This is a genomic window from Candidatus Contubernalis alkalaceticus (genome assembly GCF_022558445.1).
GTDB classification, from domain to species: Bacteria; Bacillota; Dethiobacteria; order SKNC01; family SKNC01; genus Contubernalis; species Contubernalis alkaliaceticus.
The window spans coordinates 1101998-1122324 of sequence record NZ_CP054699.1 but is presented as its reverse complement, the minus strand read 5'-3'; the positions used below and the strand labels follow the sequence as shown (position 1 = coordinate 1122324).

General features: G+C 39.3%; 22 protein-coding genes. 8 read left to right on the top strand and 14 right to left on the bottom strand.

Going from position 1 to position 20327, the window contains the following annotated elements; translation table 11 throughout:
• The first annotated feature begins 46 nt into the window (after positions 1-46).
• Complete coding sequence (locus HUE98_RS05300; RefSeq protein ID WP_241422818.1) at positions 47-181, top strand: transposase; 135 nt, start codon at positions 47-49, stop codon at positions 179-181.
• A 381-nt stretch (positions 182-562) separates the two neighbouring features.
• Here HUE98_RS05300 and HUE98_RS05295 read toward each other — a convergent pair whose 3' ends face one another.
• The 3 genes from HUE98_RS05295 to HUE98_RS05285 all read right to left on the bottom strand — a co-directional run bounded on the left by HUE98_RS05295 (position 563) and on the right by HUE98_RS05285 (position 2523).
• Positions 563-1033: a GNAT family N-acetyltransferase gene (locus HUE98_RS05295; RefSeq protein ID WP_241422817.1), complete on the bottom strand. Its 471-nt coding sequence runs from the start codon at positions 1031-1033 to the stop codon at positions 563-565.
• A gap of 324 nt (positions 1034-1357) precedes the next feature.
• The gene (locus tag HUE98_RS05290) at positions 1358-2230 is read right to left on the bottom strand and encodes an IS3 family transposase (protein WP_241423510.1); all 873 of its coding nucleotides are present in this window, start codon (positions 2228-2230) and stop codon (positions 1358-1360) included.
• Positions 2231-2241: 11 nt separating this feature from the next.
• Positions 2242-2523, bottom strand: a complete 282-nt coding sequence (locus tag HUE98_RS05285; RefSeq protein ID WP_241422816.1) for a transposase — start codon at positions 2521-2523, stop codon at positions 2242-2244.
• Between the two features lie 142 nt (positions 2524-2665).
• On the opposite strand from HUE98_RS05285, the gene HUE98_RS05280 reads away from it, so the two are divergent.
• The 3 genes from HUE98_RS05280 (at position 2666) to HUE98_RS05265 (ending at position 4281) form a co-directional block, all read left to right on the top strand.
• Entirely contained in the window at positions 2666-2968 is a 303-nt protein-coding gene (locus HUE98_RS05280) for a transposase (protein WP_241422815.1), read from the top strand.
• A gap of 47 nt (positions 2969-3015) precedes the next feature.
• Entirely contained in the window at positions 3016-3426 is a 411-nt protein-coding gene (locus HUE98_RS05275; RefSeq protein WP_241422814.1) for an IS3 family transposase, read from the top strand.
• 378 nt (positions 3427-3804) lie between these two features.
• The gene (locus HUE98_RS05265; RefSeq protein WP_241422812.1) at positions 3805-4281 is read left to right on the top strand and encodes a hypothetical protein; all 477 of its coding nucleotides are present in this window, start codon (positions 3805-3807) and stop codon (positions 4279-4281) included.
• Between the two features lie 223 nt (positions 4282-4504).
• Here HUE98_RS05265 and HUE98_RS05260 read toward each other — a convergent pair whose 3' ends face one another.
• From HUE98_RS05260 to HUE98_RS05245, 4 genes are all read right to left on the bottom strand, one after another.
• Entirely contained in the window at positions 4505-5596 is a 1092-nt protein-coding gene (locus HUE98_RS05260) for a hypothetical protein (RefSeq protein WP_241422811.1), read from the bottom strand.
• Positions 5597-5630: 34 nt separating this feature from the next.
• Positions 5631-5930 (bottom strand): MoaD/ThiS family protein, encoded by a 300-nt coding sequence (locus tag HUE98_RS05255; RefSeq protein ID WP_241422810.1) that lies wholly within the window; start codon positions 5928-5930, stop codon positions 5631-5633.
• A 29-nt stretch (positions 5931-5959) separates the two neighbouring features.
• Complete coding sequence (locus HUE98_RS05250) at positions 5960-7834, bottom strand: aldehyde ferredoxin oxidoreductase family protein (protein WP_241422809.1); 1875 nt, start codon at positions 7832-7834, stop codon at positions 5960-5962.
• Positions 7835-8029: 195 nt separating this feature from the next.
• A complete protein-coding gene (locus HUE98_RS05245; protein WP_241422808.1) occupies positions 8030-9130 on the bottom strand; it encodes a hypothetical protein in 1101 nt (366 codons plus the stop codon).
• Between the two features lie 443 nt (positions 9131-9573).
• Between HUE98_RS05245 and HUE98_RS05240 the strand changes: the two genes are divergently transcribed.
• The gene (locus HUE98_RS05240; RefSeq protein WP_241422807.1) at positions 9574-10572 is read left to right on the top strand and encodes a LysR family transcriptional regulator; all 999 of its coding nucleotides are present in this window, start codon (positions 9574-9576) and stop codon (positions 10570-10572) included.
• A gap of 332 nt (positions 10573-10904) precedes the next feature.
• Here the strand turns inward: HUE98_RS05240 and HUE98_RS05235 are convergent, their stop codons facing one another.
• Complete coding sequence (locus tag HUE98_RS05235; protein ID WP_241422806.1) at positions 10905-11372, bottom strand: hypothetical protein; 468 nt, start codon at positions 11370-11372, stop codon at positions 10905-10907.
• Positions 11373-11640: 268 nt separating this feature from the next.
• On the opposite strand from HUE98_RS05235, the gene HUE98_RS05230 reads away from it, so the two are divergent.
• Complete coding sequence (locus HUE98_RS05230; RefSeq protein ID WP_241422805.1) at positions 11641-12897, top strand: hypothetical protein; 1257 nt, start codon at positions 11641-11643, stop codon at positions 12895-12897.
• 193 nt (positions 12898-13090) lie between these two features.
• Here HUE98_RS05230 and HUE98_RS05225 read toward each other — a convergent pair whose 3' ends face one another.
• On the bottom strand, positions 13091-14239 hold the full coding sequence (locus HUE98_RS05225) for a DUF2812 domain-containing protein (RefSeq protein WP_241422804.1): 1149 nt from the start codon (positions 14237-14239) through the stop codon (positions 13091-13093).
• Entirely contained in the window at positions 14232-14564 is a 333-nt protein-coding gene (locus HUE98_RS05220) for a PadR family transcriptional regulator (protein ID WP_318036522.1), read from the bottom strand. Before HUE98_RS05220 ends, HUE98_RS05225 begins: the two co-directional genes overlap by 8 nt.
• Positions 14565-14762: 198 nt before the next feature.
• On the opposite strand from HUE98_RS05220, the gene HUE98_RS05215 reads away from it, so the two are divergent.
• Positions 14763-15104, top strand: a complete 342-nt coding sequence (locus tag HUE98_RS05215; protein ID WP_241422803.1) for a DUF1622 domain-containing protein — start codon at positions 14763-14765, stop codon at positions 15102-15104.
• An 82-nt stretch (positions 15105-15186) separates the two neighbouring features.
• Positions 15187-16503 (top strand): DUF1015 domain-containing protein, encoded by a 1317-nt coding sequence (locus HUE98_RS05210; RefSeq protein ID WP_241422802.1) that lies wholly within the window; start codon positions 15187-15189, stop codon positions 16501-16503.
• 109 nt (positions 16504-16612) lie between these two features.
• Here HUE98_RS05210 and HUE98_RS05205 read toward each other — a convergent pair whose 3' ends face one another.
• The 4 genes from HUE98_RS05205 to pyk are packed head-to-tail and all read right to left on the bottom strand — an operon-like array spanning position 16613 to position 20306.
• Positions 16613-17665 (bottom strand): histone deacetylase family protein, encoded by a 1053-nt coding sequence (locus tag HUE98_RS05205; RefSeq protein WP_241422801.1) that lies wholly within the window; start codon positions 17663-17665, stop codon positions 16613-16615.
• 43 nt (positions 17666-17708) lie between these two features.
• Positions 17709-18101: an FxsA family protein gene (locus HUE98_RS05200; RefSeq protein ID WP_241422800.1), complete on the bottom strand. Its 393-nt coding sequence runs from the start codon at positions 18099-18101 to the stop codon at positions 17709-17711.
• A 10-nt stretch (positions 18102-18111) separates the two neighbouring features.
• Entirely contained in the window at positions 18112-18540 is a 429-nt protein-coding gene (locus HUE98_RS05195; protein ID WP_241422799.1) for an acyl-CoA thioesterase, read from the bottom strand.
• Positions 18541-18560: 20 nt separating this feature from the next.
• The gene (gene pyk / locus HUE98_RS05190; RefSeq protein WP_241422798.1) at positions 18561-20306 is read right to left on the bottom strand and encodes a pyruvate kinase; all 1746 of its coding nucleotides are present in this window, start codon (positions 20304-20306) and stop codon (positions 18561-18563) included.
• Positions 20307-20327 lie beyond the last annotated feature (21 nt).

Here is a 20327-nt window from a genome sequence, read left to right as displayed (position 1 = left end):
CTCGTAATTCTGGAAATAATAACCCAAAAAAGAAAGAGGTGTCCAGATGCGAGTATATGATAAAGAATTTAAAGAAGAGGCCATTAAGCTGTCCGGCGAAGTAGGTCCGACAGTAGCTGCTGAAAAGCTAAAAATTCCAGTCACTACTCTTTACACATGGCGAAGCAATGCAAACCGTTAAATGAATATCTGCAATTTGCAGCACTCGTTGATAGAAGATAAATAACCTCTATTTTCGTTTCCGGATAACAGTATCTTCTATATAAGGTTGTTGCCTTTACTCCGGCTGTGTAAATAGCTTTTATATCAATATGGGACAAGTCTCTAAAACGTATCACAATGCAATATGGTTTTCGAGCAACATTGTTTTCTTTTCTTCGATAGTAACAGGCAACTCCTTAGACAAGATCTCTGTGATTACACGCCAAAAACGGTTTCGCGGGTTAGCAGAATAAAAACCTGCTTCGCGGGATTTTTAGGATGGCATAGTTCCAAGAATTTAGATTCTTAAGTTGTCATCGAAAATCGGTTCAAGATTGTGTATAGCTTGCTCTTTCATCATTTAATACCCTCTGGCTTTCATCATTATGTACTCTGATATTCCTGTTTTGAATAAATCCGGGACTAGGCCATATTCTTTATAACCCAGGTTTTCATACAGTTTCTTTGCGTTCATGTTAAAATCACTGACATTAATAAATATTTTAGTTGAGTTAGCAAAACCAAGGCTTTCAAAGTGCTGCAACAAGGCGGTGCCAATACCTTGAGAACGGCACTCCTTTCTAACAGCAATAATTTTGCAATATGGAAATTCACAGAATACCCCTTTAGGGACTATCCATATAAATCCTAAGCAGACACTGTCTTCGTTAACAGCAACATATATCTCTTTGCTTTTTATGCCTTCTGTAAAGCAGGCTTGCAAATAATCAAAAGGTCTATTATACGCTTGCCCCAATTCAGAATTCTTAACTGCTTCTATACAGCCGGGTATATGCTTTTTCGTTCCGGTTATTATCATTATATTAAACATGATTACGGGGCTATCCCGTAATCACCTCCCCCTTTATGTTGTTTTTCCTCTTGGAGCAGCTCCAGTACAATTTCCATCTTAAATTTGAGCCATTCTCTCTAAATCGGACACCGTTTCGTGAAGATATCGTGACATTTCATAAAGTTTTGAAATATTAGTCCTGGTTGATGGATATGCCGCAGATGTGGATTTGACGGATAACTCCTCCGGAGTTACCCACAAGCTCCACAACTGCTTGGACAACACTTCGCGTTGACCACATACCCACAACCTTTACTGCTAAAATGATTTTTGTTTTTTAAAAACTCTAAAACCATTCATTATTTAAGCCACAATGTCATGGGCAAAAAGCTTTTTATATGCCAGCGGTGTAATCCACCCCAAAGAGGCGTGTCGCCTTTGTCTGTTGTAATAAACTTCTATATATTCAAAAATGGCCTGTTTTGCTTCATCTCGGGTTTCAAATATATAAAAATTAGTGCATTCACATTTTAAACAGCTAAAGAAATTTTCTGCACAGGCATTATCGTAAGGATTGCCCTTGCGACTCATGCTTTGCCTGATATTACTAGTTTTTAATAGGTCTTTGAAATCATTTGAGCAGTATTGACTTCCTCTATCTGAATGAAATATTAGATCTTTTTTGGGTTTTTCGTTTCTTACGGCCATCGCCATTGCTCTTATAACCAGGTCTTTGACAATTCTATCTCCCATAGCGTAACCTACGACATCTTTGGTGCATAAATCCTTTACTATGGCTGTATATAGCCAGCCTTCATCTGTCCAATTATATGTAATGTCTCCCACCCAGACAGTATTTGGTAGCTCTGTATTGAAGTTCTGCTCTAATAAGTTTGGTGCTACCGGTAAATTGTGCTTGCTGTTGGTTGTTGCTTTCCACTTAGCTCTACGCTTTGACTTGATGCCGTTTTCTTTCATCAGCCTATAGACTGTTCCACGGCTGCAGTGTATGGTTTCTTTAACCTCTGCCCAGATAGGGTCGACGCCCCATACTGGGTGCTTGATATGGGTCTTTTTTATTATCTTAAGGATTTTTTGATCCTTTTTTTCTCGATTAGATGGTGGCCTGTCCACCCAGTCATAATAACCACTTCGGGAAACTTTTAATAGCATACACATTTTCTCCATAGAATGCCCGAATTTGTGAGTTTTAATAAATTTAAATTTGTCACTAATTGTTACTTTTTCTATGGTTTTACGAAAATGGCTACTGACTTTTTTAAAATGTTTACAGTATCATTAGCGTCGCTAAGCTCTTTTCTAAGCTTTTTATTCTCTGCTTCAAGCTCTAAAAGCTTTTTGGCAGCAGCGTCTTTCGGTAAAGTCTTATTATTTACCCATCTTCTAATGGCAGGCTCTGATACTCCTAGATCCTTTGCTACCTTACTTACTGGGACACCTTTTTCTACAACCATTTTTACAGCACCTGACTTAAATTCATCATCATATCTAATATTATTTTTACCCATTCTAAACACCCTTTCATGATTTAATTATACAATCACGATTGTGTGTCCGTCAAAGTCGGAACGAGTCATTATGGAGATTACCGGATTTGCCGGACACGTAGAAACACTCTATAATTAATTATTGAAAGGACGTGTTTAGTAAATGTCTGGTAGCAAGTATCACAAGCGATTTGACCCGGAATATAAAAAAGAAATGGTTCGCTTGGTGGAGGAGCTAGGCAAGTCCCCCGCAGAGGTAGCTAAAGATATAGGTGTGACTGCCACCACTGTACGGCGCTGGGTTGTGCAATTTGGCAGTCAGGGCAGTGCTTCCTTCCCAGGTAAGGGGAATCTTCATCCCGTTGACGAAGAAGTTCGTAAACGGGATAAGCGCATTAAAGATCTGGAAGAGGAGAACGCCATTCTAAAAAAGGCCATGAGCATCTTCGCCAAAGACGGGAAATAAAATACTTGTTTATCAAGGACTATCGCTCCGAATTTTCCGTCACGAGGATGTGCACTGTTATAGACGTCAGTCGGAGCGCTTTTTACGAATGGCTTAAGAAGCCTCTAACCAAGACAGAGCAAGAAGACCGGGAGCTGGCAGAAAAAATAAAACAACTGTTTTTTGACTCCCGCTGCACTTATGGCCACCGCCGGATAAAGAAGAAATTAAGAAAAAAAGGGACTAAGTGCAGCAATGACCGGATTCGTCGTTTAATGAAGCAGGTGCATCTTGTGGCAACTATTAAAAAAGAGCTGATACGTAGAAAGCGTTTCAAAACCCGTTCCTGGGCAAGGCTAGCGGTAATTGATCATATTCTCTGGTACAATTCTGAAAGAATCCATAGCTACCTTGATGATATGTCTCCAATGGAATTTGAGCAGCAATACTATAACAATATGCGGTTAACAGCCGCTTGATATAGATGGCATTAAAAGAGTAAGCAATTTTGAGAATGGCAGATAAAATGAACGCTTTTTGGTGTCCGGCTGACCCCTAACACTCCATTATGATTGAATTCCTGGGGTAAGTGGTTGTAGCCATCTTTACTGAGCTGGTTATAAGAACGAAATAGATCTGGTAAACATGTGACAGAAAGAGAACGCTACCAGATAGAAATACTGTTGAAAGAGAGACTGCGCCCCATAGACATCGCTAATCGCCTGGGAAGAGACCGTATATAGGGGTTCACAAGGGTTGAGCTTTTCCAAAATATGGTGGGCATTTAATATTGCACTTTATGATACAATAAAATATCGTAAAAAGTCTTTAAAAAATAACAAAAAGGTGGAATAACAATGAGATTCTCAGTGGAATTATTTAGTTATCGCTCTATTTTTTTGAAAAGTAATAGCTTTTTTAAACTATGCCTGAGAAGCCGAGGGCTGATAGATAACGAAACAATAGGAATAGACAATTATAAAAAAGAATCTTTAGTGCTGCAGGATAAACGTCTGGGAGGGCTGGGCAGGGAGGTTAACTACAACCATATGATGATGCCGAGGGGAACAGGCATAGGAGAAGCTGAGCCGGGAATCATTGTCCAGTTTGAAGAATCCTTAGATGCCGCACTAATTGTAGAAACCAATGCAGTTAAAGATATTAACGAATTCCGTCAGATGTTTTGCATGCGCCTGGTAGACGTATTAGGCAACTCCCTTGATATCCCTCTGTCTCGTCCCGATGTAGAAGTTAATTGGAATGGTCTGCGCCGTTATGTTATTCCCATTGCTGAATTCCTAAACTCTAAGTTCTTCAAAAAAAAGCTTAAATGAAATATGTTCTTAACAAAAGTTTTTTCCCAAAACCATTAAAGACAGCCTATTTCAGCCGTCTTTAATGGTAATAATGTTTACTATTGCCCTACCTGCTAAAGTGATTATTAAAAATATTTCTATAATTATGCATCATATTTGTTGTAGAAACATTTCAATATATATAGGGCTGAGATAATAGCTTTTCAATCAAAACACCAAATTGAACAATTCATACTTAACCCTAAATAACCAACGGAGTAAGTATATATACGATTAAAGCAGTAGATACCAGTCGCATAACAGCACCCAATATAGCAGCCTTCATTGCTTCGCTTTCATTCAGGTCAGTTACTTGAGACCAAATAGCTGGAATCTGGCCAAATATAATCTGCAGCGGGAAACATGAAGCAGCCAATATGAAGGATCCTATTGCCAGCTTTGGATCAATGGAAGCATTCTGAACGGTATTCAGCAGTTGCCCCATAGCCATGGTGGGAGAAACCATAATTGAAAGAATACCTGTTTCAGGGTGAATGGACAAATATTCCAGTGCGCTGCTTATCCAGCCATTTACAGGACCCCAGATGCCTAAATAGTCCAAAGCGCCAATTATGCCAAGTATTACAGCACCGGCTGGTATAACCAGTAAGAAAAGGAGTTCGGCTCCTTCCTTAGCTGCACCAAATATTGTGGTCAATGCCGGAGTATTCGGTGTGAATTTTGGCATGCTATCCAACTCCATACTTTTTGTATCTCTATAAATAGTTAAGCGAAGGAAAAGTGGAACTACAATCAAGGGGACAAAGAGCATTATAAGAATTACTGGAAATACTTTAATTCCAAGAACAGTCAAGGCTGTCAGGCCCAACATAAAGGTTGCTAAAGACTGTTGGGATTGTACCATGGTAGCAATGGCAATTTTTTGCTCATCTTTGGTAGCGTTGGCTTTAGGCAAAATTGGCCCTGCTATCCTCCCGGCAGCATTACTGTCACCAATAATGTTGTAAACACTAGGTATGATCACTGCACAATTAACTCCGATGTATTTCATAATAGGAACAAAAATACGTATCAAGGCATCTGTAAATCCTAAACGCTCAAGGACTCGTCCTACAATGATACTAACTACAATAGCTATACCTACAATACCATCAAAAATAAAGATACTGAAAGCCCTGTAAGCACCATCCACCATGGCGTTAAAAATACCAGCAACAGTTTCAGGGATAAAAAGTAAACCAAGCATAGCTGCAATTACAAGAATCAATCCAACTATTTCAATTTTCTCATACGTACGGGCTTTCTCTTTGGTTTTCTGTTCCACAACTAACATATTATCCACTCCTCCCATAGTATTAAATTACTTTTTATCCACCAGCCAAAGGGGGGATTAATGAGATTTTATCTTTTTCATTTAACACCGTTGCTAAACCTTTTAAAAAGGCTATATCTCGTCCGTTCAGCAGCAATCTCACATCTTCACGGACAGAAATAGGTGTCCCGTCATCTTTGATTACTCTTTGATGAAATTTTTGGCCTAGTTTTTCAGTTAAGGCCGCCAAAAGATCATAAAGAGTGGATCCAGGGGGGAGAGTAAGCTCAATCTCCCCCCTAAACCCTATTATCTTGCCAATATCGGCAAGGCCTTTAACTGTTATGGTAATCATTATCTATATCACCTGATTTCTATTATTAACTACTTATCCTGCAGCAAACCAATTAAGTCGTCTAATCCTAAGGCACGAAGTTTTTCTTCTGTTGGAACACCTTCATTGGTCCAGCCACGGGCTTCATAGTATTCATTAAGCATTATATCCAGATTCTCTTGGCTGATACACTCACCTTTAGAGTTACCGTCCTTTAAAGGTTCATTCATAATACGCTCTGGGAAATTATCATCCTGGCGGGTAAGACCTGCAGCAGTATTGTAGACCTTTGCAACGTTATTAAGCCTTTCCCCTACAGTTTGGACGTCTTCAGCTGTAAACTTAAGGCCGCTGATAGCTTCCAGCAGAGAGGCAGTATTCTGTGTTGCAATCCCAGGAACTGCCATATCTAGTATAAAGGCACACATAGTAGCACAGTCACATGTTACTGCACGCACATCTTGATTCCATTTTGTCAGTTTTCCCTTACCTTCATATGCGAAACGGTCTACTTCTTCAGGAATGGGAATTCCGAATATCTCTTGGAAAGCATAGCCACGGTTGTGGTCTGCACCAGTGTAAGAAGTAGCGTAGTTTAGGCCCTGGGCTTTGGCCCCCCGCACATCATAGCCGGGCATTTCCAGGCCTTTAACGTGCATTGCAAACTTTTCTGAACCTCCACCGATCTTTGCTGCTGCAATTTTTGTCCCCTCAGCCAACAAGTCACCCAGACCACGGCGGTAGGTTATATCCAATAAGAGATCCATGAATGCAATGTCGTTTCCAAACTTCAGTTCCACTCCACCGGTGTCTTCTTTGGTTAATAGACCCTTCTCGTAACACTCCATGGCAAAACCTACCACCACACCTGCTGAGATTGTGTCTAACCCCAATTCATCACAAACACGGTCAGCCGTAATAACTACATCCAGGTCATCTATTCCAAGGGTGCTGCCCAGGGAGTAAATGGACTCAAATTCAGGACCTTCTGTCAGCATACCGGCATATCTTCCACCCCGGGCAAGTTTCATCTGACTGCAGCCAACAGGACATTTATAGCAGTGTTCACGGCCTATTTTCTTTTCATTATTTGCTTCCAATCCAAGCTTGTCTACTGGAATCCACTCACCAGTATCCGACCAATTTCTTGTGGGCAGTATTCCTAGTTCACCGGCTAAATCTACAACACAGGGTGTTCCGGCATTGGAGAACATTGAATAAAGAACATGGCTTTCTTTCATAGCTTTATTCATTACAGACCGGGCTGTTTTGTAAGCATCTTTGTCATTAATAGCTACTTCTTTTTGACCCCTTACAGCAATAGCCTTAAGGTTTTTTGAACCCATTACGGCTCCGAGACCCTTCCGGCCAAATGCCCTGCGCTCGTTAATTATGCAGGAATACTTTACCATATTTTCACCTGCAGGGCCAATACAGGCCACTCTGATATTTTGGTCTCCAAGATCATTTTTTATCATTTGCTGACAGTCAAAGGTTTTTGTTCCCCACAGCTGTTCAGCAGAACGGAAGGAAATTTTATCTTCGTTAATATAGACATAAACAGGTTTTTCTGCTTTTCCCTCAATAATTATAACATCATAGCCTGCAAACTTAACTTCCGCCGGGAAATAACCCCCGGAAGATGCCATTCCAATGGCTCCTGTCAAGGGAGATTTAGCCACAGCTGCAATTCTGCTGGCACATGGAACGTTAGTGCCGGTAAATGGACCCGGAGCAAAAATTAGTTTATTTTCTTCTCCCAGAGGATCTGCAGTTGGAGAAACTTCTTTCATTAAAATGTTAATCCCAAACCCTGCACCACCAATATAATTTTTGGCCATTTCTTCAGTAGTATCCTCTAAAGAGAAGGTCTGTGTTGTTAAGTTGAGCCGCAAAATTTTACCCTTATATCCGCCTTTTAACATCTAAATCCACTCCTTTGCTTTTTTCTTAAATGTTCTTATACTTTTACCAGTAATATCAGGGACATGTGTTAGCACTCACTACTCTAAACAAGTCTATACTATGTGTTTGTACTTTTTAACTCTCTCCCAGCAAATTCCTGCTGTAAACTCATGGTATTTCTGCATAAAAACATAAAGTTAAACATATTTAAACTATTACTTAATAAACAGTGGGGCTAAAAAGCCGGCTACCAATCCGGCAGTCACCAAACGAATAATTGAGCCAACGATTGCAGCCTTCATAGCTTCAGCTTCAGTAAGGTCGGTTACCTGGCCCCAAATAGCTGGAATCTGTCCAAAAATAATTTGAAGTGGGAAACATGAACATATTACAACAAAGGCACCTAAAACTAACCTTGGTTCTACAGCAGCTTCTTGAAGAGTAGAAACCAGCATCCCGATGGCTAAGGTGGGAGAAACCATAATGGCCATGATACCTGTTTCAGGATGGACAGATATAGCTCCCATTAAATTGGTAATCCAGGCGTTAATGGGGCCCCAAATACCCAGGTATTCTAAACCCCCAATGAGACCAAGGACTACAGCACCAGCAGGAACAACCAGTAAGAATACAAGTTCGGCCCCTTCTTTGGCTGCACCGAAAATTGTGGTGAGTGCCGGGGTATTTGGTGTAAACTTGGGTAATTCCTCTAACTCAACTTTTTTAGTGTCCCGGTAAATAGTAAAACGAAGCAATAGTGGCGTTAGGATTACAGGAACAAAGATAACCAAGACAATTACTGGGAATATATTAATGCCTACCATAGCCATAGCCGCCAGTCCCAACATAAAAGTTGCAAGAGTCTGCTGGGATTGGACTGTGGTAGCAACAGCTATTTTTTGCTCGTCTTTAGTAGCTTTAGCCTTGGACAGAATCGGCCCGGCAATCCTTCCGGCTGCGTTGCTGTCACCGATAATATTGTAAATAGGTGGAATAATTACGGCAGAGTTAATACCCAAATGCTTCATTACAGGAACAAAAATTCGTATTAGAGCGTCAGTAAAACCTAGACGTTCCAGCACTCTTCCAATAATAACACTTACGATAATAGCAATACCCACTTTGCCTTCAAAAATGAAATTTTGAAAAGAACGGAAAGCGCCATCCACCATGGCGTTAAAAACGCCGGCTACAGTTTCAGGAATAAAAAGTAATCCGAGCATAGAAGCAATAACTAGAACTAATCCCAAAATTTCTACTTTCGCAAGGGAACGGCTTTGCGTTTGTTTTTCAGCTTCTGATTTTAATGATGACATATCTACACTTCCTTTTCATTAAGATTTAAAATTTATGAATCAGCTAAAACATAATACCCTAATTTATATCACCACCTCCTTGCTAAATAACCGCTTTTAATAGCTGGCACACTCAGGCGTAAAGTTATTAACTAACCCCCCACAGGTTTCAAAGAAAAAGTCTTTATCTTAAACGTGAGATATTTCACTTAAATTTATTTTACAATTAAACATTAATTAAGAGAAATACCCGTTTCCTATTTCATTTATAACTTAATATAATTAATGATAATTTCCAGTTACATCTATCATTAAGAGTAATTAATGGTATAAGATATTTTGTTAACGTTTTATTATTAAGATGTTGTGTTATAATAATAGTAATGTTATAATTTTCACAAGGAATATTTGAAATTACTGCAATCTATATTACATAATTTATAAGGGAAGGGATATTATGTCATGTGATTTTTTTCTTTCCGTTCATCAAAGTCTTTATTAATAAATCATCTAGAAACATCGAAAAGAATCTTCATACAAGGGGGATTGCTATGGAATTACATCAATTGGAATACGTTTTGGCTGTTGCAAAATATCAAGGATTCACCCGTGCGGCTGAAGAGATAAAAGTTTCTCAGCCCTCCCTTTCTCAACAAATCAGCAAACTGGAGAGTGAGTTAGGGATTAGCATATTTGTTAGGACCACCCGTTCAGTGCGGTTAACGCAAGCAGGAGCCGAATTTGCTGCTCATGCTGAGCGAATCATGGCGGAAATAAAAAGAGCAGAACAATCTATAAAAAAATATTTATCTGTAGAAAAAGGCCAGCTCTCTATAGGGGCTATCCCAATAATTGGGCACTACCGAATTCCCAACCTCCTTGCTTCATTTCAAAGTAAATTTCCAGATATAAAAATAAATATTATAGAAGAACAATGCGAATTGCTTTTGGGAATGATACATTCTGCAAAGATAGATGCAGCCATTCTTTCACAGAACAACTTTGATTCAATGCTTAACTATTACCCGCTAGAAACTGACCACATGGTAGTAGTAATAAATAAAGATCATCCTTTCTCCCATAAAGATTATCTTGAACTGCGGGAATTAAAAACAGAAAAGTTTATTACTGCACCAAATACTTCCGGTAATTACCAGGACCTTTTAAGAGCCTGCAAATCTAACGGCTTTGTGCCAAAGGTACTGGTGAACTGCCATTCTGTAAATACAATCCTAGGGTTGGTTCAAGAGGGGCTTGGCATTGCTGTTCTCTCATCCCGTGGAGCTGAACAGAATTATAAAGCTGGTTTAGTGCTTGTCCCATTAATTCCACCTATAGAAAGGCCGCTATATCTGGCTGTGCAGAAAAACAACGAACATAACTACCAACTAAGAATCTTTTTAAAATTTGCATTAGAGTGGATTGATTCCAATAATATACATGCTAAAACTTCAGCTTTGTAACATCTTTATATAACTTCATAATCAATATCTTTCCTAAACTAAAATAATCAAATAACATTCCTAATATATATCCTTTTGTAATTGAAGTTGCAATTATACTCTAAAAGAAAAAACAAATTATTAAAGGCCTTTAAGACTCAAAATCAAGCGTACTCTGTACGTGCCGGTTCGAGTCCGGACTTTGGCACCAATACCATAAATAAAGGGCTTCCAGCGTTTGAGGCAAAAAACTTAAAGCCCACACTTTTTTCAAACACACATTTTTTAGGCTCCCCATAGGGGAGCCTAATTTTTGAAAAGGAAACAGATTTTTAGCTAAACATGTGATGTCTCTAATCATCTGAGAGCATTAAGTATTTTTCTTTATGGATTAAACTAATTGAGCTGCTCTCTGGATTTTCTTCATCTGGTTTAAAATCAAAAACATCTTCTGCCACTGTCTGCATAACTGTTTCTGTAACTCTTGTTTTTATTTGCATTTCTAGAACATTTAACTGTTCCTTCAATTTTTTATTTTTATTTTGTGAATTTTCTGCTACTTCCCTCCAAACTTCAGCATAAGCTTTATGTTTATCAGCTTCTTTAGTTGTTTTTGCTTCACCTGCCTTAATTTCTTCCATATCTGCTCTTAAATTAGCTTTTTTTGCTTCTTCATAATCTCTATTATTCAAGAATTCTTCAACTTTACGCATTGCCCACTCTAACACTTCTCCTAATACTCTCGTAAAAAATTTTAATATCATTGGCCATGCAATTCCCACAAACCACTTAATTAAAGAAGATATTAAACCCTTTTTCATTAATCACACTCCCTTGGTTGTTAGCCTTTTCGTTATAGACAAAAAAATAATATAATGTATAATTAAAAACCATTAATCTTACAATATATCTATGCTGTATAACCTTTAACGGTGCATCCTCCTTAGAAATATTTATTAGACTCATGGCTCAAAAACATGCTCCCGTCGGTAATGTCAACCTAAAAAATAAGATTAATTAAAAAGGGAATACAATACTTAAGTAGAAGGTAATGTTAAAATTGGAATTTATGATACTCTGGAGGTAATCATGAGAGGTTCAATTACACGTTTAGTTTTCATGGCAGGGATATTATTAGTGACAATGGTTTTATATAGCTTTGATGAAGAACAAAAAAATGTAATCCAAGGTCATACATTGACAGAAGATTATTATATGGATGAGATTGTAGATGAAAATAAGAATGATGAGCATGTAAATAGAATTGAAACTGCTGAATTAGAAAGAGATGCAGAAATATTAGCTGCGTTGGCGGGCCTAACAGAAACGGATTTAACGGAAGACAAAAAACAGTACATAAAAGAGGAAGCCTTAGAAACAGATAAGGCTGAAAAGGATAAAGCAGAACCTGATAATTATGTAACGGAACCCTTAGAAATTAAAAGGGTGATACACAGTTCAGACCTGTTTCACCCCCATGATGACTTCGATGATGTTTTAGATTTAATGAGCATGTTTGCTTTACATAGTGCAGGGGAGATAGATCTTCGTGCAGTCATACTAGATCAAAAAGATAAACAAGCCGGTAGGCCTGGCAGCGTTTTGGTAGATAAATTAAATAATCTAACCGGTTACAATATTCCCAGTGGAGTTGGCCCCCAGGCTCTACTAACTGCCTTAAAAAATTCCCCAGGGCCTGTAATTATAACCGTGGTAGGGAGCGTAACAGACTTATGGGAAGCTTATAAAACCGACCCAATTCTTTGCGAGAAAAAAATAGAAGCAGTATGGTTATTTGCAGGGGATGCTCAGCAGGATCCAACGAGAAATCATACATACGGAAAAGATTACCATCCCAGTGGATTAGAATATAATGTAGCTTTAAACCCCCCTGCCTTTACAGAAATCATAAGATCTGACCTTCCCATTGTCTGGATACCCTGTTATGATGGAGGACTGGTAGAAAGTCCCATGGATGGACTAGACAAACTGCACGGAAGTTATCATATGAATCAATACGAAAAATTATTCTCAAAATCAAATCAGGAAGTGATTAAATTTTTTTTAGAAGCCCTGAGCTCTGAACGTTTAGAAGGAGGCCTTTATGATTGGGATGAAATAAAAGGTCATCATAAATCCCTTTTTGGAGTTGGAATTTTTAGAGCAATCCCCAGGCCTGCCCTGGACTATCCCTTCGATTTTGTAAATGTCAGTATTACCGCTAATGATGACGGTACCATAAGTATTGGAGAAGGCAAAAACATCAAACTATTTAAAAGAACAGACAGAGCCAATTATTATGATAGAATGAGCGTGATAACTTCAAAACTATTATCCTACTTATAACAGTGAAAAGTGAACTCGTTTCAGCAAGCTTTAAAATCGGGGAACCAGATAACTCTACTCCACCTGATTAAGGCCCCCACCTACGCCAACGCTTAGAGGTGGGGGCCTTATCCCCTAAAAAAAAGAGATAAACAACGACAACGCATATATAATACAAAACATCAAATGGTAATCCTGTCTCCTTAAACATTTATCAGTTAGCATTTTTCATAAATCGATTTTTGAGGCGTCTGTAATACAGCCATGCCTGCATAATAAGGGAACCAAATATAATTATACTAATTCCAAAAAGCAGCATGCTGAATTGAAACGGTGCCCCATAATTCAATACACTGTAAATATGCTGCCATATAGCTATCCCATATATAAACACCAAAGGAAAGAATAATAATGAATAAGTGAAGGCAATCCTTCTGGCACTCTGCAGTAAGTCTGAATTGCTGCTGTAAAGCTGCGGCTCTTCTTGGCCTTCTGCATATTCCCGGGACCATATTGACCATCTTTCAAAAAAGGAGCCGCGGGTAAATAATAACTTCCATCCGGCATCACTATGTATATCGAAATAACTTTCATCTGCTTTGTTTTGGAAATCTGTACAGTATTTGACCCTGCGGGGTTTGCCTTTAATAAAATAATACGCTGTGCCGGACCATCCTATACGAAGCAGGTTATATCCCTGTCCTTCCATCTGTTCAAGCCATTTTTCCAGCTTATCCGGAGCATACATCCAGCCCAGTTTTATTTTCTTAAAGGCTTTACCATGGAGGGTTAACTTCTCTTCAGGGCTATAGGTATATGTGTCCGATATGTGGGGCTCCTGTCCTAGCTTTTTATTAGCCCGATAAAGCTTAATAAAAGAATAATAAACCCAGGTGTAAAAAATTAAGGTAACGGACCACATTGGGCTGGGTTCAATTGTTACAGGCTGGTTGGAGAAAAGTAACTGTATATATATTGAAACAAAAAATAAAACAAAATTTGTAACAGCAAAGTAACCGAAGATATACATGATGGTACCATTACGGGTTGTTAACAGGTTATCCCGAAGGGGATTGGTTCTAATTTCCTCTTTTGGCTTTTTATTAGAGAATACTTGCCACTTTCCGCGGCCAAAGACTCTGGCCCAGCCGTCATTTTGCATTGCAGAGGGCAGCGCCTCTCTCGGTGTTTTTTCATAATTAATAAAATACGTAATACACTTAGGCTCTCCTTTTGTAAAAACAAAGAAACTGGTTTTAGTGAATTTTTGTAAATAATAACCCTTTGCAGCCATAGAGGAAAGCCATTCTTCCGTCTCCTGCACATCATAACTCCAAAAAGGCCTGAATACTTTCTTAGTCATGAAACTCCCCCTCGTATCGCTCTGCATTCTGATGAAGTTCCCTGAGCCGGTTAATCTCAGCAGCAATCAATTTTTTGCCGGTATCGGTAATCTCATACACTGTTTTCCTACGCTCATCAGCATAAACAGTAATAATACCATTTTTTTGCATTTTGGTAAGGGTGCCATAAACGGTACCGGACCCTAAATGAATACGCTCTCTTGTTATTTCCGCCACATGCTTGATAATCCCGTATCCGTGACGGGGCTCTGTAAGTGACAGCAAGATATAAAAGGCAGTTTCTGTCATGGGCAGGTACGCTTTAATCACTTTATCCAGGCTCAAGTAATCACCTCGCTTCAAGATATGTCGCAGCACAACTATGTCACGACTTGACTATATCACGTCATAACATAGTTGTCAAGATAAAAACCCCCATTGCACCAACTGCCTAACTTTAGAAATAGATTTTTTCTTTTTAAGTATAAATACTCAAATTATCCACAACCTTAAAACAGAGCAAATATTTTTTAGGAGAAAGCCATGGAACATCTAGAACATCTTTTCGTTATTTATATTGAACCCTTTATTCTATTTTTGGCACATTTGCTGGACCTGTTCGGGGCTTTTGTCATAGTAATTTCTGCTTCCATAGTATTTATCCAGTTTTTAAAAACCAGCAAAGGGGGGAGAAGAATTAGACTCACTCTGGCGGCCTCCCTGGCCTTTGGGCTTGAGTTTAAATTGGGCGGTGAAATTTTGCGCACGGTAATTGTTAGAAGTATGGACGAAATAATTATTTTGGGAGCTATTATAATACTCAGGGGGTTGTTGAACTTAATCCTTCACTGGGAAATTAAATGTGATGCAGAAGGTCTTAAGTAAATTTTATTGATATTTATAGGAAAATAATATAAAATTTACTTTGAGGCATGAACCATGTTGTTCACCAAAGGAGGAAAAACATATGGCAGAGATTATTCCGTTTAGGGGGATACGATATAATTCAAAAATAATTAATGATTTGAATCAGGTAATTACCCCTCCTTACGATGTGATTAAGGAAAAAGCTCAAAAAACTTATTACGAAAAAAATCCATATAATATTATCAGGTTAGAATACGGGCTAACATTTACTGAGGACGATGAAGAAAACAACGTTTACAGCCGGGCAAAAAGTGAATTCACCCACTGGCTAAAACAGGAAATTCTCATCAGTGATGAACAGCCCTCTTTCTATTTATATGAGATTGATTATACGGTGCATGAAAAGAGGGTAACCCGTCAGGGGGTATTTGCTTGTATTAAAGTAGAGGATTTTCAAAAAAAGGTAGTTCTTCCCCATGAGCAGACCATGTCCAAACCAAAAGAAGATCGATTAAACCTTCTGCGGGCCTGTAAAGCAAACTTCAGTCCCATTTTTGGCCTTTTCCCGGACAAAGAATTCCAATTGGAAGATATTTTTAATAATTTAAAGGAAAAACCCGAAATCAGTTTTCAGGATGAAGAAGGTAACCACCACCGTCTTTGGGTTATCAAAGAAAACAGCACCATTGAGTTGATTAAAAAGATTTTAAAAGATAAACAAATATTTATTGCCGACGGACACCACCGGTATGAAACAGCCCTGGCTTATGCTGAGGAAATGAAATCATCGGGAAATCAGGGTTATAACTACATATTGATGGGACTGGTAAATTTGTACAACCCTGGGCTCATGGTTCTGCCCACCCATCGGTTGATTAAAGATCTAGCGGACTTTAAATTGGAAGAATTTTTAAATATTTTATCCGCCGACTTCAACGTATCCCGGCTATCCATAGATTACAAAAATAAAAAAGAAGCCGCAGAAAAACTTTTATCAGCTATGGAAGATGCCGGGAAAGAAAGTCACGCTTTCGGTCTTTACGGGGGAGAGAAAAGTTTTTATCTTCTTACCCTTAAAGATAAAAAAGCCATGGAAAAAATGAATCTGAATTGTTCTAAACATTGGAAAGCCCTGGACGTATCTGTTCTGCAGGTCTTAATTTTTGAAAAATATTTAAATATACACGATGATATGAGAGAGCGAGAATCCCATCTCTCATACGAACGGGATGAAATTAGTGCCCTGGAAGCAGTTGATAGCGGTTCCTATCAGTTGGCCTTTTTTATGAACCCCACTAAAGTAGATGAACTTACCAATGTGGCAGGAGGGGGAGAAAGGATGCCCCAAAAATCTACATTCTTTTATCCAAAACTAGGCACAGGACTGGTGCTCAACAAACTTCCCGTAAATTCATAAAGTATAAGGAGACCCTTTAAAAGGTCTCCTTTTTATTTCTATTTCCTGATCTTATATATACTATTTAATACTTGCTATTTATTCCTTTTTGTAGGCTTATTTTTACTCCTTATAAGTCAGGCCAGAATGGTTTTAATTTTTCCTTCGAAATGCTTACGGCATTTTCTGCACTCTGTCTCAAGAGGACTCCTTCTTTTTTTTCCCAGTTACTTATCCCCCACCCGGCCAGAGTATCCAAAACATTAAAAACTGACTCTGCCAGAGCATCCAGATTATAACCGCCCTCCAATAAAAGGACTATCTTACCCTGTGAATACTGCTCAGCAATCTCTTTAATTATTTTAGCCATCATGCCATACGCCTGAGAGGACAGGGCCATACCCGCCAAAGGGTCATTCTCATGGGCATCGTGACCGGAGGAAACAAGAATTAGCTGGGGCTTAAACTCATCACACAGCGGTTTAAGCAGTTCCTTAAAAACATACTCATAATCGGCATCTCCAGAACCTGGAGGCAGGGGAACATTTACTGTATAACCTTCCCCTTTTCCGGCACCAATCTCATGGAAGGACCCGGAACCCGGATAGGCGGGGTTCTGGTGGGTGGAAAAAAACATTACCCTGGGGTCATGATAAAACATTACCTGAGTGCCGTTACCATGGTGTACATCCCAATCTACAATCATAATTCTTTCCAGATTGTACTGTTTCATAGCATGGTAAGCAGCAACAGCCACGTTATTGAAGAGGCAAAAACCCATGCCACGATTGGGCTCAGCATGATGTCCAGGTGGACGGCCAAAGGAAAATACATGATCCAATTCACCCTGCATTACTTTATCTACAGCAGTGATGGCACCACCGGCTGAAAGCAGGGCTACTTCATAGCTGCTGCTGCAGATCATGGTGTCCATGTCAATAGCATTGTAACCTTTGGCACAGTAAGATTCTATTTCTTCTATGTAATTTTTATTGTGGGCATATTCTATCTCTTCCACCCTGGCTTTTCTAGGCTCAATCAGCTGCAGTTTATCTAAAACCTCTTTTTTTTCCAAAAAAGACATGATAGATTTTAGTCTTTCCTTTTTTTCAGGGTGCATGCCCGTCTCATGGAGTAGAAAACGATCATCATAGACGATTCCCGTCCTTATTCCTGATGTCATTTATTATTCAACCTCCCTTTAATAATTTCATCGTCATTAATTATTATTGGCGTCTTATTCTTAAATCTCCTTTAATTATCATCTTTTCTATAATTTTTTGTATATACTTTTTAATATAAAAACGGATTTGAGGCAGCAGCAGTGAAAATCCCAAAATATCAGTAAGCAGTCCGGGGGTTAATAAAAAAGCTGACCCTACCAGTATACAGGCCCCGTCGAAAATTTCTTGGGTAGGGAAACCTCCCCGTTCCAAAGCGCTTTTAAAGCGATAAATAGTATAAAACCCCTGGGCCTTAGCCAAAAAAACACCAATAAAACCTGTCATTGCCACAATCACTATGGTTGGAACTGCACCAATTTGCCCGCTTACTTGTATTAGGATAAATACTTCAATAATAGGAACCAGGGTAAAAAGTAATAAAAACTTCAGCAGCATTATTTACCTCCTAATTTTCCATTTCCTCAATTGTCTCCGTTAACCTTTTCCATAAAAAAGGATTTTGTTTTCTTAAAATTACCGGACGGCCTCTTCCGTTTACAAAAGTATGCTGTGAATGCCCTGTAGACAAAAGCTCTCCGTCTAAATCCCGAATAATGTCATATTCAAAAGTAATCCTGACTTCCTGAAAAGTTGATACCCGGGTAGTTACGGTCAACAGGTCATCATACCGGGCAGGCGCTCTGTAATGACAAAAAGCCTCCACCGCAGGAAGATACAGGTCATTTTTTTCAAATTCATCATAGGGCATACCAAAACTTCTAAAAAATTCCGTCCTACCCACTTCAAACCAAACGAAATAATTGGCGTAGTAAACTACACCCATTCGGTCTGTTTCTTGATACCTCACCCTAATTTTTGTTTTATTTGACTTCATGCTCATCAGTCCCTCTACTGCTATAATATTGTTGCTCTTCCCCGATAAATTAAACCTCTAACTGAATCTACAGATACTTCTGCCCCATTTTTCAAAATTTTCATAGCGTCTATGGCCCCTACAATCACCGGAATATTCAAGTTGAGCCCAACAATAGCCGAATGAGAAGTCATCCCTGCCGCCTCCACAATAATTGCACCGGCTTTTTGAAGGTAAGGCATGTATTCTTTATCGGTTTCATAAGTTACCAGGATTTCACCCTCCTGTATCTGAGCAACTTCCTTTGGCCCTGCAGCCTTAAATACCCTTCCGGTAACAGCTTTTTTGCCTATCCCGGTTCCTTTTAAAATAATTTGGCCTATGGTATGAACTTTTAAAAGATTTGTGGTTCCTGCCCCTACAGGAACTCCTGCGGTAATTACAACCAAATCTCCGTTTTGAACTAATTTAGCCTTCAAGGAAGCTGCAATGGCCGTGTCAAACATCTCATCTGTGTTTTCCGTCACCTTACACAATATGGGATAAACTCCCCAGGTCAGGGTCAGCAATCGTACCACCCGGTAATTGGGAGTCACCGCAATAATGGGAGCCTGAGGTTTATATTTAGAAACCATCCGGGCAGTATGGCCGGACTGGGTAGAAGTCAATACAGCGGAAGCCCCTAATTCTTGGGCCGTATGACAGGTAGCATAACTTATAGCATCGGTCACCGTCTTGTTCATCAGAGGTTCAAAGCTGGTAAGAATTTGCTTGAACTCCAGGGCACTTTCCGCTCTTACAGCAATACTATCCATAGTTTTGATAGACTCAATGGGAAAAAGTCCAATGGCGCTTTCTCCAGACAACATAACTGCATCAGTTCCGTCAAAAATGGCATTAGCTACATCGCTGGCCTCCGCCCGGGTAGGTCGAGGGTTTCGAATCATTGAATCAAGCATCTGGGTAGCAGTGACCACCGGCTTGCCTGCCTGATTACATTTCTTAATAATAATTTTTTGCACTATAGGTACATCCTCCGCCGGAATCTCAACCCCCAAATCACCCCGGGCCACCATAATCCCGTCACTAACCTCCAATATTTCATCAATATTTCTAACGCCCTCTTCATTCTCAATCTTGGCAATAATGTGCATCCGGCCATTGTTTTGTTCCATGAGGTGCCTGATTTCTAGAACATCAGAAGCCTTTCGTATAAATGAGGCGGCCACAAAATCTAAATCCTGGGAAATCCCGTATAATATATCGCTTTTGTCCTTTTCACACATGGGAGGAAGGTTCAAAGAAACTCCCGGGATATTTACCCCTTTGCGATTACTAAGTTCTCCGCCATACTCAACTACACAATGAACTTCTTTATCAGTAACTTCAACGACTTTTAATTTAATCAATCCGTCATCCAATAGCACCCTGCTCCCGATCTTAACATCCTTAACAATATCCCTGTAGGTTACGGAAACCCTGTCCCGGTCACCGGGAACAGCATCTGTAGTTAAAGTAAAACTGTTTCCTTTAACTAATGTAATGCCGCCCCCTATAAAGGTTCCAATTCTAATTTCTGGACCCCGGGTGTCCATGAGAATTCCTACATTTTTCCCAGTTTTTCGACAAGCTTCCCTAATCCTTCGAATTCTGGTTTCATGCTCTACCAGACTCCCGTGGGAGAAATTTAAACGGGCTACATCCATCCCCGCCCGCATCATATCCATAACCGTATTTAATGATTCACTGGCCGGGCCAATAGTACACACAATTTTTGTACGCCTCAAAGTTTTTCCTCCTAAAAGAGA